Source organism: Pedobacter sp., from assembly GCF_965227205.1.
In the GTDB taxonomy this organism is placed as follows: domain Bacteria; phylum Bacteroidota; class Bacteroidia; order Sphingobacteriales; family Sphingobacteriaceae; genus Pedobacter.
On the sequence record NZ_OZ245727.1, the window covers coordinates 532,205 to 550,805 of the forward strand.

Consider the following 18,601-nt stretch of genomic DNA (forward strand, 5'->3'; position numbering starts at 1 on the left):
GTGGTTAATATTTTTGTGCCGCAAGAGTTAATTTACCTAACTCAAAAAGCTATCAACTTCACGATAGGCTTCAATAACCCTCAACTCACCAGCTTTATCTGGTCTGGAATTGCCATGTTCCATACCCATTACACCTTTATAACCTTTAGTGTGTAAATGCTTAAATATGTTTTTATAATTGATTTCGCCAGTTGTTGGTTCTTTTCTGCCAGGATTATCACCAATTTGAACGTAGGCAATTTCATCCCAACATCTATCAATCGTTTTAATTAAATCGCCTTCGGTGCGCTGCATGTGGTAGATATCGTAAAGAATTTTACACGATGGACTTTTTACTGCCTTGCAAACTGCATAAGTTTCATTCGTCTTTTGAAGGAACAATTCAGGTGTATCACTCAAAGTTTCTAAAACCATAATTAATCCATGTGGTTCAAAAATTTCGGCTCCGGCACGCATCGCATCTATCACATTTGCAAACTGATTTCCGTAAGGCAAATTACGCTCATAAAAACCTGGAACAACGGTTAGCCATTTTGCATTGCATCGCTTTGCGGCTTCTACTGATTTTTTACAGGTTTCTACAAACTTATCTTTGAACTCTTTTTTTCCTGTTGTTAAGGATGTTTTCCAGTTATCACCACCATCAACTACAAAAACGCCCATTCGCATACCAAGTTTGGATAATAAATTTCCAATTTTTTCTTGCTCATCAATTGGTCTGCCCAAAAATCCATTATCTTCAATAGAACGGAAACCTTTATCATGCATAAATTGAATTTGATCTAAAAAACTCTTACCTGCATGGTTTTGAAACATTCCCTGGTGTGGTGCGTAATCAAGATTGAAGGTTTTATCGGCTAATGATTTGTTTTGAATATCTGATGCAAACGCATTCGTAATGGTGCCTGCTGTGGTTATAGCGCCTGCTGTTAGCAAAGTGCTTTTAATAAATTCACTTCTTTTCATCTGTTTGGTTTTTAGATTGATTTTCGATGTAAATTAACTTCCTGAAACCTGTGGTTAAGGTATCGGTAATTTTCCCATCCTTGTTTTTGTAAACGAAATATGCTTCGAGGTTTTTACGGTTTTCGACGAATTTTAATGCGTCATTAATATGCATTGCCATTAAGCTGTTATCGTAACCATCGGCAGTTATGGCATCATTTGCGTAAACGGTAACACTTATCATTTCATTGTTTAAAGGATATCCGGTTTTAGGATTTATTAAATGTGATATCGTTTTTGAGCCTGACTGATGAAATTTACGATAGTTACCAGATGTTGTAATTGCACCCGAATTTAAAGCTACAATGTGTCTAATAACTGGTATTCCTTTTTCATCCGGGCCTTCAATTCCTATCTTTATGTTATCGCCATCAGGTTTTGGTCCAGAAACTCTAATTTCGCCGCCCAATTCTGCTATGTAAGTTTTTACGCCTGATTTTTCTAAAAGGTTGGCAATTAAATCTACGCTGTAACCTTGTGCAATTCCGTTTAAATCAATTTTAATGCATTCTTTTGTTTTGCTTAATACTCCATTTTTTAACCTGATGTTTTTAATGCCAACACAAGCTAAAATGTTTTTTATTTGAGTTTCACTCGGTTCCTGTTTTTCTTCTTTTGGGCCAAAACCCCAAGCCTGAACCAATGGCGCAACCGTTATATCAAATGCACCTTTCGTATCAGCATTAATTTCAAAGCTTCGTTTTAAAACATCTGAAATAAATTTATCTGCTTTAATTGGATTTTTGCCTGCGTTAAATTTTGAAATAAGCGAGTTGCTTTTGTAAAGCGACATTGATAAATCTATCTCATTTAACAAATTATCAATGTCGCTTTTTTTAACTAAACTATCTGTTGCGAAATAAGTAATCGCATATTCTGTTCCTTGTGCTGTTCCAAATATTTCATATTTTCTAATCTCCTTTGGATTAGAAAAGGATGCTAAAAAAATCAGGCACAGAAACGGTAGAAACAAACGCATTTACACAACTTTAGTTTTTCCAGGCATTGCGTATGGATAAATTCCATTCGCATCTGGCAATACTTTAGGCATTGCATCCCAGGCAAATTTATCTGGCATTAAACTGTTATTTGCAGCCAAAGCTTCATCCCATTTTATGGTTTCGCCAGAGTAAGTTGCATAACGCCCAATTATAGAAGTGAACGTGCTTGTAGCAGCGTACTCAACGTTGTTAAATTTATATTCGCCTTTCGAAATTGCTTCAAAAAGTTCATCGTGTTCCGTTTGGTAAGGGTTTGCATTTCCTTTCGTATTATGGTTGTAAAGCTCTTTACCGCTATAATCTTTCATAATAGCTTGGTTACTTCCTGATAAGTAAATTTTACCTTTAGTACCCATAAAAGATTCGTCAACTCTGTTACTAATGCCTTCGAAATGGCGGCACTGACTATGAATTACTGCGCCATCAGCATATGTAAGTTCAATTGAATGGTTATCGTAAATTTCGCCGTAATCCTTTCCGGTTCTCCAGGCTCTGCTACCTGTTCCTTGTACTGAAACCGGATGCGCATTTTTAATCCAGTTTGCGATATCAATATTATGAACGTGTTGTTCTACAATATGATCGCCGCATAACCAATTGAAATAATACCAGTTTCTCATTTGATATTCCATTTCGGTTTGCCCGGCTTTACGCGGATTAACCCAAACGCCGCCACTATTCCAATACACTTGGCCCGACATGATATCGCCAATTGCACCATCATTTACTCGTTTCATCGCTTCGCGATAATTGGTTTGATACCTTCTTTGTAAACCAACTACAACATTCAGTTTTTTCTTTTTCGCTTCTTCAGCTGCGGCTAAAACTTTTCTAATTCCAGGAGCATCAACTGCAACCGGTTTTTCCATAAAAATCTGCTTGTTTTGTTTTACAGCTTCCTCAAAATGAATTGGTCTGAAACCTGGAGGCGTTACCAGCAAAACCACATCAGCTAAAGGAATGGCTTGTTTATAAGCATCAAAACCCACAAACTGGCGCTCTTTCGGAACATCCATTTTTGCGGCAAACTTGCTTGAAAGTGCCTGGTAGCTTTTATCAATTCTATCTTGAAAAGCATCGGCCATTGCCACTAATTTTATGTTGTATTTTGTACTTAAGGCTTGAAATGCAGCACCAGTACCACGATCGCCACAACCAATCAGGGCAATTTTAATGGTATCTGAACCAGATGCATAAGCACCCGCAAGAGGGAAGGAGCTTAACATTGCACTTCCGGCAAGCAAAGCTGATGCTTTTAAAAACTCGCGGCGCTCTTGTAGGGAAATAGATTTTTTCATGAGGTTTTATTTGGTTTAGGTTAATAATCTGCAATAGGTTTTTTATCGTAGTAAGCATCAATTGCTTCTTTTGAAGGAGGCGTAACTTGGCGCACTAATCTCAATCCTACAAATGGAGCTTCAGGAAACCACCAGTTGCTTTTTGGAATTTGCGGGTCGAGTTGTTTCCATGATGAGCTAGAAGCTAATCTAACTGAAGATGTAAGTTTATCAGGTGTTTCATCGTAAGAACCACCGCGTACAGTATTTGGATAAAGTTTTTCTGGTTTCGCAACCGGATTTTGAGCAGTCTTATCTTTCGAAGCTGAATAGAAATCTTCAATATATTGGTCGTAAGCCCATTCGGCTACATTTCCATGCATATCATACAATCCCCAACTGTTTGGCTTTTTTTGTCCTACCGGATGCGTTTTGTTGTCGCTATTATCTTTAAACCAGGCATAATCTTTTAGTTGAGATTCCTCATCACCAAAAGCATATTTAGATTTACTTCCGGCACGACAAGCATATTCCCATTCGGCTTCAGTTGGTAAACGATAAAAAACTCCAGTACGGGCATACAGCCATTTGCAAAACTGTATGGCATTGTATTGAGTCATAGCAATTGCTGGCTGATTTTCTTTTCCCATTCCAAAAGTCATATCTAAATATGGCTTTGTAGGACGGGTTACGGCATCAACATTTGCAGGTATTTTGCCATTGCTGGCTTTTAGTTCGTAATCGCGGTATAAAAATGGTTCGAAAATATTCCAGGTAACTTCGTATTTGCTCATATAAAAAGCATCAACTTTAACCTGATGAACTGGTTTTTCATCATTTGCTCCAGTATTACTTCCCATCTCGAAAGTTCCGGCAGGAATGGCTAGCATGTCAAATTTTAAAGAAGTTCCTTCTATATTTTGAGTGTAAGATTTTGTTTGGGCTTGAATATAGCTTAGCGGCAAGCATAAAAAGGCAAATGCAATTATTTTTTTTGACATAGTTATTGGTTAGGACAGATTTAGTAGCGTTTTAATTGCACTAAATCGTATTACTAATTTAATAAGTATGTTTTAAAAGGAAGAAAAATCTTGTAACAAAAAAGGGATATTTACGGATTATCTTCTATCAGTTACCCGATTAGATAGATTGGTGAACCCAATTAAAGTATCCCATCTAGCGCCAGGTTTTCTGTAATAAACAAAAAGCTGGTATGTGTTTTCGGTTTGAAAAAAAGAACCTTCGAATGGTTTTGTTTCAACTGTGTTTGTTGTTTTATCTAACCAGGCATATTCATAATCGTAAAGTCCTTGCTTTAATAAAATATTGGCATAAAATTGTTTTCTGCCCTCATCAAAAAGCAGTTTGTTTTCTTTTGATAAAGTATAATTATTAAAACGACCCACTACATAAGCTTCACCATTGATAGTTGGCGCCGCTGCATTTAAAGTAAAAAGAACACTAATGTATTCTGATTCCGTTTTATCGTCACGGCCATCGGTATTTCTGATGTAAAAGTTCCCGTTTTCATCAAGCTGATTTGCGAAGGCTTCCTTAGCTCTGGCTACATCTTGAAAAAGCATCACATTTACAGATTCATTATCTCTAAAAATATCCTTTACATTGCCAGCTTTGTAGCGCAAGCTTCTGGTATCGAATTTTCTAAACTCGTTATCTCCCCAAAAATCGTTGGTGTTAATATCATTATATACAAGCTGATTTGGTTTAACAAATGATGGACTTTTATTAACTAAAGCAGTATTGACATTGAAATTTTGCATCACAACTGTTTTAATATCCTGATAAGGATTTGCAATAGCAATGTTGTGATTAAGCGTAAAATTTATTTTCTGTTTTGTGGTTCTTTCGGCAACCTGAAGCGAATTTGTAATTTCTGCTGCTATGGCAATAATGTTTTCGAGTACGAAGAATCTTTGAGAGATAACTGGTTTTCTTTTGTCGTTATCTTCATAAACCTTTAAAATATAATTTCCACTTATTTTGGGTCTTATTTGACTATTTGGAAATGTGAGTTCATAGTGCGTGTACTTTCTTGTCGTATTTGAGGAGTATTTGTAATTGAATATTCGGTCTTCTGTAAACCCATCGAGATAATCGAGCGTAGAAATTTTAGAAGTTTGCCAATCTGAAGTGCAATGTTCTATACTATACCAGTAATTTTTTGTGCCGCCTAACAAATCATCAAAGGAAAATGCGATGGTTTCTGAAGAGTTTAGTAGAATAATTGGAATAGATTGCTCCTTATTTGTGTTGTAACAAAGAACAGTTTTGATATTTGGTAAGTAAGTTTTATTATCGTTTGTAAATGTATTATTGGTTTGGGCAAAGGTTAGGGTAGAGATGAAAAGTAAAAGTATAACGATTAGTTTTTGCATCACTAAAAGTACATAGTAATAACCAATTTTAAAAGGATTGCCATGGAAACACGGATTTACACGGAAGTTTTTAAGCCTTGTTTCGTGTCTTCACGAAACAGGTACTCTCGAAACTTCAATCTTATTTTCCGTGCCTTCTGTGTTTCCGTGGCAAAAGAAGAGAGGCTTTCATAATCAATCTATCCTTGCATATTGTCATGTTGAGCCTGTCGAAACATCTTCAATACTGCAGAACAAATCCTTCGACTACTTGTCCCGAAACTTCGGAAAGCTCAGGATGACAATTGGAATATAAGAAAAAGCTAAAGAAATCTGGCTTCATAAATCTGTTAATCTGTGGCTAAAACTAATTTTACTATCAAGTTTTCAAATTTATCTTTCTTGTTTCCGTGGCAAATAAAAACAAAAAAGCCGCAGAAAAATCTGCGGCTCAATTTTATAAGATTGCCACAGCCGATGAAAAATCGGCTTCGCAATGACGTAATTTATTAACCTTCCAGTTCCATTATTTCTCCAGCCAATGTTTCCCATTTAGCCTGACTATTATCTAAATCTTGTTTTGCTGCTAAATAACGTTTATTCGCTTCGGCTAATTTATCAGCTTTGCTGTAAACATTTTCGTCTGCTAATTCAGCTTCTATATTTTTAACGGTAACTTCCTGTTCAGTAATTGATGTTTCGATTTTTTTCAATTCATCATTCAGTTTTTTTAACTGATTTGCAGCATTTGGAGTAGCAGGTTTTGGAGCTTCTTTCACCTTTTCTGGCATTTTTACCGGAATTGGTTTCGAAGCTGGAATTACACGATTGCTATTCCAAACTTCATATTCCTCGTAAGTACCAGGATACTGTTTTATCTGTTCGTTTTCTATAAACCAGATTTTATTAGCAACATTATCCAGGAAATACCTATCGTGAGAAACTGCAATAAAAGTACCCTCAAATTGTTGTAATGCCTGAATTAAAATATTAACCGATTGAATATCCAAGTGGTTGGTTGGCTCATCCAGAATCAAGAAGTTAGAATCTGTAGTTAAAGATTTTGCCAAAGCCACACGCGATTTTTCTCCACCAGAAAGCACCTTGATTTTTTTGAAAACATCATCGCCAGTAAATAAGAAACAACCTAGAATACTACGCAACTCGGTATCAGAGTGTTTCGGCGCAAAAGCCTGTAATTCTTCTAAAATTGCATTGTCCAGATGTAAAGATTCCAACTGGTGCTGGGCGAAGAAAGTAGTTGTTACATTATGTCCGGTTTCGCAAAAACCATCAAACTTTTCAGTTCCGGCAATCATTCTCAGTAAGGTAGATTTTCCTTTACCGTTAGCGCCAATTAAGGCAATTTTATCACCTTTTTCAATCACAGCTTCAGCATCTTCCAAAATATGAACATTTGGGTAATGTTTAGTTGCGTGTTCAATTCTAACAACATGTCGGCCAGATGGCTTTGTAAATTTAAAGCTGAAACTTACCGTTGGGTTATCATCATCAACATCATCAATACGCTCCATTTTATCCAAAGCTTTCATACGCGATTGCGCCATTTTTGCTTTCGATGCCTTAGCTTTAAAACGCTCAATTAAACGCTCTTCCTGCTTAATTTTTGCTTGTTGATTTTTAAATTCGCCTTTCTGAATTTCTCCACGCAAAGCTTTTTCTTCTACATAAAAGCTATAATTTCCGGCATAAACCGTTAATTTTCCTTTACGAGATTCAACCGTTCTATTTACAATTTTATCTAAGAAATACCTATCGTGAGAAACAATAACAATAGCACCTTCAAATGTCGCCAAATAGTTCTCTAACCATTTAATGGATGGTAAATCCATGTGGTTGGTCGGCTCATCCAGTAATAAAATGTCTGGCGTTTGTAGCAGAATTTTCGCCAACATTACACGCATACGCCATCCTCCCGAAAAAGTATTCAGCGGACGGTGTTGGTCAGCAGTGCTAAAACCTAAACCTGCTAAAATTTCGTTCGCTCGGTATTCTATATTGTAACCATCTAAGGCTTCAAATTCCTGCTGTTTATCGCTAAGTTTATTTAAAACTTCCTCGCTGTAATCAGTCTCTATTTTTTTAAGCAGTTCTTCAATTTCATCATGCAGTTGGTTTTGGCGCTCAAAAGCTTCCATTGCCACATGTAAAATGCTATGGTGCGAATCGTAAGAAAGTAAATCCTGATTCAAATACCCAATTTTCAAGTCTTTCGACATGGAAACAGTTCCAGAAGTTGGGGCATATTCGCCAACAATTATCTTTAAAAGGGTCGATTTTCCGGTTCCATTAGCGCCAATTAAGCCGGCTCTATCGCCAGGTTTAATGTGCCAGTTCGCTTCATCGTATAAGGCTCTCGAGCCAATAAGGAATGTTAAATTGTTTATTGAAATCATTTCGGCTGCAAAAGTACGAATTTTAAAAGCTAATTCCTTTTTGAAAGCGAAATAGACAAATCTTTAGCCCTTTTGATTTTTTGGAAAGCAGTGGCAGAAGATTTTTTAAAGTTTGTTCCTGCTATTCGCTACAATCTTTTAAAAAACTTTTGTCATACTGAGGAACGAAGAATCTGTTTCATAGCTTGCAGGTTCTTCGTTCCTCAGAATGACAGCATATTCAAGGTTGCTGCAATTTTAAACGTATTTTCGCCGCTATCAGGTTTAGAAACAAAAATTTGTGCCTTGTATTGGCGGTTGCATGGTGCAAACTCAATTCCGTCTGCTAAAGCACAATGGCGATGAAATTAGTGAAATTATTAGCATTATGTTTAACCAATCTGTCATCCTGAGTTTGTCGAAGGACCTATTCGTAATTTATGGCTGTCGTCATTGCGAGGGAGTTTTTCACGACCGTGGCAATCTTCTTATTTATGGATGAGATTGCTTCAATTGATGAAAAATCAATTTCGCAATGACGGAAAATAGCAGGTTCAATAGTCGTTGGTCAAAAGACCTGTTTACTTGCTAGCTGCTGCGTTTCGACAGGCTCAACGTGACAAAGTGTAAAAAAAAATGCTACAGCATCTCAAAATTAATACATTTGAGCTCAAAGCCACAAACGCATGAACAACGAAAACATTAAAATTTTAAGTACGGAAATCCTTTCAGATAATTGGTACACCTTAAACAAAATCACATTCGAATACCATAAAAAAGACGGTACAATCGAAACTCAAAATCGCGAAGCCTACGATAGGGGTAATGGAGCAACTATTCTGCTATACAATAAAGAAAATCAAACTGTAATTCTTACCCGCCAATTTCGTTTACCAACCTATCTTAATGGAAATGAAAGCGGAATGTTAATCGAAACTTGTGCTGGTTTGTTAGATAAAGACAACCCTGAAACAGCCATAAAACGAGAAACTGAAGAGGAAACGGGATATAAAATCAAAGATGTTCAAAAAGTTTTTGAGGCCTATATGTCGCCAGGTTCGGTAACCGAAATTCTTTACTTTTTTACCGCAGAATATTCAAAAGATATGAAAGTGAGTGAAGGTGGCGGCCATCATGAAGAACAAGAAAATATAGAGGTTTTAGAATTGCCTTTTCAAAATGCTTTGGAAATGATAAAAACAGGCGAAATTAAAGACGGCAAAACCATTATGCTTTTGCAGTATGCGCAAATTAATGGGCTTTTAAGTAATTCTTAATAGAAAAATAATAATTATATATTTCTTCGAGGTTATCTGAAAAATAAAATCTGATAATTTTTAGCGAAGTTTTATTTAGCTCTTCGTCTTTCCCGCGAAGGCGGGAATCTTAAAGCGCATACAAACCGTTTTAGGATTCCCAATTAAATTGGGAATGACGACCGTTGAAAATATAATTTGCATTATTTCTCTCCCTCAGTTTCCTCTAATTTTCCTTCTTTATTTCTTTTCAATTTCACAATCGGTTTTTCTTGCGTTCCGGTTATACTTAAAGGAATACCAAATAAGCCAAAAGGTGGCAATCCCAAACGTCCGCTTAAATTTAAACGACCATCAAAACTTACTTGCCCTTCAAAACGTGGTCGAAATCCTGCAACCTTCATTTTAGTTTGCTCAATGGTTATGATGTTGTTCTTAATCGTCGATTTTACCTGCACATCAGATAAATCTGGATTGGTTAAACTATCTCTTTTAGTGGCTTTACTCACGGCATTCATCATTTTAAAACCCATTAAGCTTACTTTTTTTAAACTCAAAACACCACCACCTTTTAATGATGGATATACAGAGAACATTTCCTCATTCAATTTGCCGGAAAGTTGATAATCCAAACCAACGATGCCCTTAACACTAGAAGCCGAACTAGCCATCTCCCTAAATAACTTTATCTCTTTGTAAGCTCTGGCAATATCAAATTCCTTCGCTGTTAAATGAAAATCGAATACTCCGGTTTTTAAACTCGTGCTTTTGTAATTGGCATCCATACCAACCTGAGCACCTGCAATATTAAAACCAGTTTCCTTCAAAGCTAAATTTCCGTTATTTATAACCATGTTTCCCTTTGCATTTTCAATGTTTAAGCTGTTATAAACAACTTTATTCGCAGCTGCAGAAAAAGTAATGTTTAAGTTTTCAGGGATTAAAATCACGCCACTCGAAGTAGATAAACCACTTTGAGAAGAATTATCAGCATAAACCATAAACTCATCAGCAACAATTTTATCACTAATTAGCTTAAAAGTCCCCGTAAGTTTAGCCTTATCATTTAAAGCATAGTTAATTACGTTGCTTAAGTTTCCATTCAGTTTAAAATCCGATTGGCCATAGTTAGCATTAAAGGCATCGAAATTCATTTTATCCTGACGGAAAGAAAATACTCCGTTTTTAATCAAAAAGCTTTTCGGAAATAAATCAGATTGAAGATTTAAATCTTTAACCGTCATGCTTCCGCTGTTCTGTAATTTACCATAACGGCCGTTCATTGCATCGCTTTGCAAACCCTTAAATACTACATCAGTAAAAATTGTACCCTTAACTTGGTAGCCTTTCACAGCGAAAAACTGATACATTTTACCAATATCAATGGTTCCTTTTGAGGTAACGTTGTACGCAATATTATCAAAGTCGTGTACATCAGCTTTCAGCATAAATGGTTGACCAGCCATTACAAAAGAAATAGGTTTGATGTTTAATTTGGTGCTTTTTAAAGTCCCATCGGTATTTACCAAATCTGCATCAATCTGAATTTGCTCTAAAGGCTGGTCGAAACTGGTGGTTTTAATTCTGCCATTATCAAACCTAATATTTGCTTTGGTAACGGGAAAAAGCTTTTTTGCTTTATTAAATGGTCCTTTGCTTAGTAAATCAATGTTGAGCAATCCGCTTAATTCGTAGCCTTTAATTGGGTAAATGGTTTTTAAATCACCAAGATTAATTATCGATTTCAACTGAACTTCTAAAGGCATATTTTCTGCTGTTTGCAACTTTGCGTAACCTTTAATGAAATTGTTTAAGGCTTGTAGATCAATGTTTTCAATGGCTAGTTTTGTGCTTTTGTAATTTCCATCAGTATTTGAACCATTTACTTTAAAATTGATTTTGTTTATCGCCGTTGGCAAAGCCAGATATTTGAAATAACCATTTTTAAGTGATGCCAATAATGAAAATTTGGGTACAGTTGCAATTACGGTATCTACTTGTCTGATGCCCGAATGCACCACTTTCTTGCTGTATTTTCCATCAGCTTTTAAGTTCATATTCAATCGGCCTTTTAATTCCAAACTATCAAGATTTACAACTTTAGCCCATTTCTCTAAATCGATGTTAGAACGTGTATCAGTGTAAATTTCTGGTTCTTTAAAGCCTTTTATTTTAGTTACCGAAGCAACATAATCTTTACCAATGTTAAAATAAAGGCTATCCATATTGATGGTTAAACTATCCATATTTAAGCCGGGAATTTTCGTTTTTAAATTCAGAAACAAGTTACTTATCGGCTCCGGCGCTTTTGGATTTGAAATGTAACCTTCCCTAACTTTCATATTAAAAGCAAGCGTTGGCATTTGATGGGTTTCGGCAATGTATTTACCAATTAATGAGGCATTAATTTCGGCATAGCCTTTAATGTCAGTTCGTTCTAATCTATCAGCAATTTCAGGTGGCAAGGCGGTAAAAATGTTATGTAAATCTGTTTCCTTCGCTGTTGTTCTGAAATCGATATCATATCCATCTTTTAAGAAAGAAAAATGACCAACAAAACGAATTGGCAATGAATTAATGATTAAATTATTTTCATCAAAAATTAAATTTAACGAGTTGGTATTAACTTTTGTAATCAGCTTTGCGTTAATTTTTTTCTTTAATAAATAAGGCGTGTTTGCATAATAAACATCCATCTCATTAATAGAGAGTGAACTTTTTAAATCAAAAATGGCATTGCTTAAGTCTCCTTTCCCGATGTAGTTGAAACCTTTTGTGCGAATCAGCATCGGTATCGATTTATCGCTATAGGTTAAATTGCTGTTGTTGATGAAAATTCCTTCAATTTTTATAGCTGTTTCGTTTTCACTTTTTGGCTCTTTGCTTCCGGTCTTACTCTCGTAAACATTGTAATTGGCATGGCCTTTTTCATCCGTTAGGATATTTATTCTGGCATCATCCAGATAAAATTCATCCACTTTAATCTGTTTAGAAAATAGCGACAGTAGATTAATACCCAGAGCTAATTTCTTTGTGTAAATAAGTGTATCGTTTTGAAACGGCGCTGAACCTTTAAGCAAAAATCCATTTAGATTAAGTGTTAAGGAAGGAAAATGATTGAAAAAAGAAATATTTGTGCTTTCAAATTTTACTTCGCCTTTAATGTTTTTATTAATAACCTGTGTAACTTCTTTTGTAAGGGTTTTAGGAATTAAATACGGAATAACGACCAGCAAGGCGATTATAGAAAGGATGACGATAGCGGATATTTTGAAGAACTTTTTCAATACGTTTGTTTGGATAAAAATATTTGCAAAGATAAGTTTTAGATGAATTAGGAATAAAATTTTAACATTTTTTTGATTTATTGATTTTTTCTATACATTTGTTCTGTAATAAAAATAATTACAGAATGAACAATAGCAGATATCCAATTTCCTTACATATACTCACTTTGCTTGATGATGCAAAAGGAACATTGGTAAGTTCTGATTATTTGGCAGGAAGCATTAATATTAATCCGGTTTTGGTGCGTAAGGAGATTATAAATTTACGTAAGCACGGCTTTGTTAATAGTAAAGAGGGGAAAGGTGGTGGTTCTTTTCTAGCAAAAAATGCATCGGATATTAATCTGGGCGAGCTTTACAAAGCAGTAAAAAATGCTACAATCTTAGGGCAAAGTAAAAATGAACCCAACCCAAAATGTCCAATTGGGAAACAAATTAATCAGCATTTAAATACGCTTTACAATGATGCTGAAAATGCGTTGATAGAAAATTTATCAAAACAAACACTGGCAGATTTTTCATCGAAGTTTAAATAAAATTTTTTCAACAAAACTGTAACAAAATATATTACAATAATTATCAATCATTTAAAATACTCTCATTCAATAATTCACTCATTTAAAATTCAATAATTAAATATTCACTCAATTAAACATAAAATAACATGAAAGTAGCATTAATTGGCGCCTCAGGATTTGTAGGCAAAGCCCTTTTAAACGAATTAGTAAGTCGTGGTAACGAGGTAGTTGCAATTGCCCGTGATACGGATAAAATTGAAAACTCAGATACAAAAGTAACGAAATTAGCAGTTGATGTTTTGGATACAGAAAAATTGGCGGAAGCTTTAAAAGGTACTGATGCTGTTATCAGTGCGTTTAATGCAGGCTGGACTAATCCAAATCTTTATAACGATACAGTTGCAGGCGCAGAAGCTATTCAGAAGGGGGTAAAAGCATCGGGTGTTAAACGTTATATTTTTATTGGTGGTGCAGGTACTTTGCAAATCGATGGAAATCAATTGGTTGATGGACCACAATTTCCGAAAGAAATTTATCCTGGCGCATCGGCTGTGAGAGATTATTTCAACAAACTAAAAGAGGAGAAAGAATTGGATTGGTTGTTTTTCAGTCCTGCAATTGAAATGCACCCGGGCATTACTATCGGCCGTACTGGTAAATATCGTTTAGGCAAAACTTCTCCTGTTTTTAATGATGAAGGTCGTTCAATTTTATCAGTAGAAGATTTATCTATTGTTCTTGCTGATGAGTTGGAAAATAATGCGCACCACCAAGAGCAATTTACAGCAGCATACTAGTGTGGATGGAAGATGGTATGATGTGAGATGGATGATGGGTATGTAAGATGGTAGATAGAATATGGATTATGAGGATGTAAGAAATATAATTAGGTATTTAAGATAGGCGGTGGGTTTTCCCATTTCCCATTTCCCATTTTTCATCCCTTTCTCATTATCCTCCATTTTCCATTATTTTCCATATTTTATTTATCTTCGTGGCATGTATCGCCTTATTAAACCAATATTTTTCAAATTTGACCCTGAAAACGTGCATTATTTCGTTGTAAAACGGTTAAAATGGTTTAATGATAAATTCCCGCTAGGCAAAACCATTATTCGTAGCAGCTTTGATTTTCATATTAAAGGCTTAGAAAAAGAAGTTTTTGGTATAAAATTTAGAAATCCGGTAGGTTTAGCGGCAGGTTTTGATAAAAACGGCGAATATGTAGAATCTTTGAGTAACCTTGGTTTTGGCTTTATAGAAGTTGGAACCGTTACGCCAATGCCACAACCCGGAAATGATAAGCCCCGAATGTTTCGTTTACCAAATGATGAAGCTTTAATTAACCGAATGGGTTTCAATAACAAGGGAGTAGATGTAATGGCAGAGCGTTTGCGTATGCTAAAAGATAAACATCCGGATATTGTTGTTGGTGGAAATATTGGCAAGAATAAAGCTACGCCAAATGAAGACGCGGTGAGCGATTACATTAAATGTTTCGATAGATTGTTTGATGTTGTTGATTATTTCGTAGTTAATGTAAGTTCTCCAAACACACCGGGTTTACGTGAATTGCAAGAGAAAGAACCGCTTAAAAACATCTTAAATACGCTTCAGCAGCGAAATCGTAAAAACGATATTTCCAGACCGATTTTACTGAAAATTGCACCAGATTTAACCGATGCGCAATTAGATGATATTATAGAAATTGTTGCAGAAACCAAAATTGCAGGTATTATTGCAACTAATACAACCATCAGCAGAGAAAATTTAGCTACTGAAAAAACATTAACAGGTGAAACGGGTGGTTTAAGTGGTAAACCTGTAAAAGAACGCTCTACAGAAGTAATTAAATATCTTTCAGAAAAATCAAACAAAGCTTTCCCGATTATTGGGGTTGGAGGAATCCATTCTGCAAAGGATGCTCAGGATAAACTTGATGCTGGTGCAAGTTTGGTGCAATTATATACAGGCTTTATTTATGAAGGACCTGGCTTAATCAAATCGATTTGCAAGGCTTTGGTTAAATAGCCTATACTTTTAAAATTCCTCTAAATGCTCTTGCAGCATAGTATGATGATGCGCCATTGTGGTAAACAAAAACAGTTTCATACCTGTAATCTGCAAAAAGTGCACCGCCTAATTTTCTAATATTTTCGGGAGTCTTTATCCAGCTGGATGTTTTCATGTCAAATTTACCCAGCTTTTGTAAGGCTCTGTAATTATCCTCATCCAGTATCTCAATTCCCATTTCGTTAGCTAAATCGATAGCTGTATTTTCAGGCTTAAATTCTTTTCTGCTGTCTAAAGCGGCTCTATCGTAACAAATACTTCTTCTACCTTTTGGTGTTTCGGTAGCGCAATCGCAAAATAAATATTCATCAGTTTCTTTATTATAGCCAATAACATCAGGTTCTCCTCCGGTGCGTTCCATTTCATTTAGCGACCAAAGTTTACCAGAATTGTTCTTCAGCTTAGTTTCAACTTTGCTCCACTCAATATCCTTATGTCGATTGGTATTTTTTTCGAAACGGGCTTTTAATAACCATAGCAATGCTTCAGATTCTTGAACAGATAATGAATTTTTACTCATAATATTAATTTATTTATCCTCTAAACTTTGATGCGATTAACTTATTATTTGTCTTCCAAAGCAGAAATTATTAACTCTTTTAGAATACGCTCATCTACATCGGCTAGTTTGTTAATGTAAAGGCAACCAACGCCAGATTTGTGCTTTCCCAGCTGTTTTAATTTGTCTTCGTGTGCTTGTAAACTTAAAACTAAATTTAAAGAAAAATCTGCTTTTCGCGGTGAAAAACCAATTTTAAACCAATCAACCTCTCTGTTAGTATTGGGGCTTTTATATCTTTTCAATCCAAAACCAATCATTTTAGTGCCCCACATTTTCGGTTTTTCTCCACTAGCTTCTTGCATTAAATTAATCAATTTACGGCTATCCTCACGTTTTTGCTCTGTAGCCAAATTATTAATAAAATCATCTACACTTAAATCGTTCTCTTTTGTTTTTATTTCGGCTAGCTTTCCCATTTTAATAGTTTTTGCAATTGTAAATTAATAATTTACTTAGAAGTTTAAATCTAGAAAATTAATCATTTTTAAGAGTGTATATTTCATGTTTTTATTCGATTTTGATGTGTAATTGTTTGATTATCATGTTAAAATATATTCGCTTAATTTTTTAATACATTGTTCTCTAATTTCCCATATCTTTTCAAAGCCCATTTTAATATCGGTTTCAATAATCCAATTTTGTATGTATTTTTTGTGGTAGTCTACTTTGAAAGTATTTACTTGTTCAGGCTCAATTTCAATTTCTTCAATGATATCACAAATTAAGTTTTCAATGTTTGAGCTATTATTTGTTATATCAATGCGTTGGTTGTTCAATTTTAAATAGCAATGTGCTTCTGGAATATACTCTAAGCCATTTTCTAAAAGCATATTCCCAATTTTTGGTGTATTCAAATTGTGCATTCGATACATTCCTAAAATCAGTTTTACATTTTCAAATTTATTTAAATCAGCTATCTTTTTTAAAAAGGAATGTTTGGAACTACAAGTTCCCTTGTTTTCTTTAATAATAAGTGAAAAATCTTCGCGATTTTGATTTCGTCCATATGGTAATTTTTGTGTGAATTCAATTAACTCACTCCAATTTTGAATGCCTTTATCTACAGCCAAATTCGTTAAATCATCGTTTGAAGTAAAATTCAGTTCTCTGAGCGAAAAGACAATGTTAAAGCCATCGGGATCTGAAATAGTTAACCCGTTTTCTATCCAATAAGGATTTTTAGGTGTTGCTATAAGAATGTTATTTGTTTCAATCGTATTCGTAATTATTTTTAGTTCGATTTTACTGCTTACGTAAAAGACTAAAATATCATCTTCATCAAATTTATGCTGCGGTTTTTCATTAGAAGTTGTAAACTCCAGATGCCAATTTGAATTTTTGTGCCCCAAAAAAAGCCCATCGTAGTTATTGTGATTTTCAAAACCACCCAATTTTTCAAGTCCAACAATTTCAGTATAAAATTTTTCAATTTTTTTCAAGTCAGTTGTATGTCTTGCGTATCTAAAAATCATTTTAATATGGTAGATAAAAATTTAGTCTTTATGTTTGGCTCAAGCCAGAAGTGAAAATTTATTACTTAGAAGTTTTAAAATCTATCAAAAAAGGTTCGATTGGAAAGTTGTTCGCATCTCTAAAATTAACTACCGTAGATTGATATTGACGATTAGGAAGTAAGCTTACCTCAAACGAAAATGATGTTTTATCACTTGAAAAACCAATTACTCTTTTAACACTTAGTACATTGCTTTCGCCCAAAGGACCGTAATCGAAACCTCTTGTATTTACATTCATCGGTTGAGAAAAATTTAATGTAATTACCTTATTTTCAATATTTACATTATCATTTCCGTTTTTAAATTCTTTAATTCCAACAACTTTAGGCCTTAACTTATTAAATTCGTTTTTATAAAAGTTTAGTGGTTTTGCAAAATATTTAGATTTCTCAACAAATTTTGTCAATTCTTGCTCATTATTGTAGTCAAGTTCAATCATTTCTTTTACAGCCGCCTTTTTGTTTATGCTTTCGTTATAATACTTCTTACATATCGCAAAGCCGACAAAATATGCCAAATCTCTCATTCCAAATACATTGTTAGGATTGTTCCAAATCCAATTTCCAAGATAAGGAGAGAACATTTCTTTTTCGAAAGCTGTCTTTATTTTTACTTCATTTTTGTATCCAAATTCAATTTGAGGATTTGGTGATTTTTTATTCAAAGCTGTTTCAGCCAAAAATTCGGCAACACCTTCCAGAATAGATTGCGCTAATACCGAATTTCCTAACGTTGTATTTTGTTGTGTGTGTAAATACTCGTGTACGTTCAAGAAAACAACGTTTTTGATAGGATCGGTATTAAAATAACCTCTTAAGTGTGGATAACGATTATCAAATTCATTTGTAATAACAGATTTATCTGTCAAGGCAACTTCACTTCCTATTAAAGCCATGCCATCTAAAATGGTTCCGTTGGTTCTTAAAATTCCAATTTCGAAATAGGTGTTTTTTGGTTTTAAATCAGGATAAATTGCTTTTAACTTATTAATGCCTTTTTGAATTTCGTTTGAATATTTACCAGCTTGTAAAGTGTTTTTTCTAACAGAAGTCCAGAATTTTGGATAATGATTTATGGCGAAAACATATTCTTCAGCCGAATAACCTCTTGCCTTCATAATGCCATTTAAACCCGGTGTTCCTTTGTTAATGTACAAGGTTTTAATTAGCTGCAACTGCTTTACAGAATCTTTTTCCAGAATAACTTTATCATAAGCCTTCCAGAAATTTGTAACATCATCAGAAATTATCTTCTGGCTAAATCCAGAGAACGGTAGAATCAAGAGTATTAATATAAGGTATTTCATGCTAAAAAATTTATTCTTAAAGCTAATATCG

At 34.6% G+C, this 18,601-nt stretch carries 15 protein-coding genes; 4 read left to right on the top strand and 11 right to left on the bottom strand.

From position 1 onward, the window contains the following. Positions 1–36: 36 nt before the first annotated feature. From ACO05K_RS02080 to ACO05K_RS02105, 6 genes are all read right to left on the bottom strand, one after another. On the bottom strand, positions 37–966 hold the full coding sequence (locus ACO05K_RS02080) for a hydroxypyruvate isomerase family protein (protein ID WP_421942808.1): 930 nt from the start codon (positions 964–966) through the stop codon (positions 37–39). Then, positions 953–1,984 carry an FAD:protein FMN transferase gene (locus ACO05K_RS02085; RefSeq protein ID WP_421942809.1) on the bottom strand — a complete coding sequence of 344 codons (1,032 nt, stop codon included), beginning with the start codon at positions 1,982–1,984 and terminating at the stop codon, positions 953–955. The genes ACO05K_RS02080 and ACO05K_RS02085 overlap by 14 nt, the downstream gene beginning before the upstream one ends. Continuing rightward, on the bottom strand, positions 1,985–3,304 hold the full coding sequence (locus tag ACO05K_RS02090; RefSeq protein ID WP_421942810.1) for a Gfo/Idh/MocA family protein: 1,320 nt from the start codon (positions 3,302–3,304) through the stop codon (positions 1,985–1,987). A gap of 20 nt (positions 3,305–3,324) precedes the next feature. Then, complete coding sequence (locus ACO05K_RS02095) at positions 3,325–4,284, bottom strand: formylglycine-generating enzyme family protein (protein WP_421942811.1); 960 nt, start codon at positions 4,282–4,284, stop codon at positions 3,325–3,327. Between the two features lie 117 nt (positions 4,285–4,401). Then, positions 4,402–5,679 carry a DUF5103 domain-containing protein gene (locus ACO05K_RS02100; RefSeq protein ID WP_421942812.1) on the bottom strand — a complete coding sequence of 426 codons (1,278 nt, stop codon included), beginning with the start codon at positions 5,677–5,679 and terminating at the stop codon, positions 4,402–4,404. A 488-nt stretch (positions 5,680–6,167) separates the two neighbouring features. Further along, positions 6,168–8,075: an ABC-F family ATP-binding cassette domain-containing protein gene (locus ACO05K_RS02105; RefSeq protein ID WP_421942813.1), complete on the bottom strand. Its 1,908-nt coding sequence runs from the start codon at positions 8,073–8,075 to the stop codon at positions 6,168–6,170. Positions 8,076–8,740: 665 nt separating this feature from the next. Between ACO05K_RS02105 and nudK the strand changes: the two genes are divergently transcribed. Then, a complete protein-coding gene (nudK, locus tag ACO05K_RS02110; RefSeq protein ID WP_421942814.1) occupies positions 8,741–9,331 on the top strand; it encodes a GDP-mannose pyrophosphatase NudK in 591 nt (196 codons plus the stop codon). Between the two features lie 182 nt (positions 9,332–9,513). Here the strand turns inward: nudK and ACO05K_RS02115 are convergent, their stop codons facing one another. Then, positions 9,514–12,597 (bottom strand): AsmA family protein, encoded by a 3,084-nt coding sequence (locus ACO05K_RS02115; protein WP_421942815.1) that lies wholly within the window; start codon positions 12,595–12,597, stop codon positions 9,514–9,516. A gap of 125 nt (positions 12,598–12,722) precedes the next feature. Between ACO05K_RS02115 and ACO05K_RS02120 the strand changes: the two genes are divergently transcribed. The 3 genes from ACO05K_RS02120 (at position 12,723) to ACO05K_RS02130 (ending at position 15,146) form a co-directional block, all read left to right on the top strand. Next, on the top strand, positions 12,723–13,133 hold the full coding sequence (locus ACO05K_RS02120) for an Rrf2 family transcriptional regulator (RefSeq protein WP_421942816.1): 411 nt from the start codon (positions 12,723–12,725) through the stop codon (positions 13,131–13,133). Between the two features lie 128 nt (positions 13,134–13,261). After that, positions 13,262–13,912 carry an NAD(P)-dependent oxidoreductase gene (locus ACO05K_RS02125; protein WP_421942817.1) on the top strand — a complete coding sequence of 217 codons (651 nt, stop codon included), beginning with the start codon at positions 13,262–13,264 and terminating at the stop codon, positions 13,910–13,912. 202 nt (positions 13,913–14,114) lie between these two features. Further along, positions 14,115–15,146 carry a quinone-dependent dihydroorotate dehydrogenase gene (locus ACO05K_RS02130; RefSeq protein WP_421942818.1) on the top strand — a complete coding sequence of 344 codons (1,032 nt, stop codon included), beginning with the start codon at positions 14,115–14,117 and terminating at the stop codon, positions 15,144–15,146. Between the two features lies 1 nt (position 15,147). Here ACO05K_RS02130 and ACO05K_RS02135 read toward each other — a convergent pair whose 3' ends face one another. The 4 genes from ACO05K_RS02135 to ACO05K_RS02150 all read right to left on the bottom strand — a co-directional run bounded on the left by ACO05K_RS02135 (position 15,148) and on the right by ACO05K_RS02150 (position 18,570). Further along, a complete protein-coding gene (locus tag ACO05K_RS02135; RefSeq protein WP_421942819.1) occupies positions 15,148–15,708 on the bottom strand; it encodes a DUF4256 domain-containing protein in 561 nt (186 codons plus the stop codon). Positions 15,709–15,752: 44 nt separating this feature from the next. Next, on the bottom strand, positions 15,753–16,166 hold the full coding sequence (locus tag ACO05K_RS02140) for a DUF1801 domain-containing protein (protein WP_421942820.1): 414 nt from the start codon (positions 16,164–16,166) through the stop codon (positions 15,753–15,755). 123 nt (positions 16,167–16,289) lie between these two features. Beyond that, positions 16,290–17,222 (bottom strand): VOC family protein, encoded by a 933-nt coding sequence (locus tag ACO05K_RS02145; protein ID WP_421942821.1) that lies wholly within the window; start codon positions 17,220–17,222, stop codon positions 16,290–16,292. A gap of 61 nt (positions 17,223–17,283) precedes the next feature. Continuing rightward, positions 17,284–18,570, bottom strand: a complete 1,287-nt coding sequence (locus ACO05K_RS02150) for a hypothetical protein (RefSeq protein WP_421942822.1) — start codon at positions 18,568–18,570, stop codon at positions 17,284–17,286. Between the last annotated feature and the right edge of the window lie 31 nt (positions 18,571–18,601).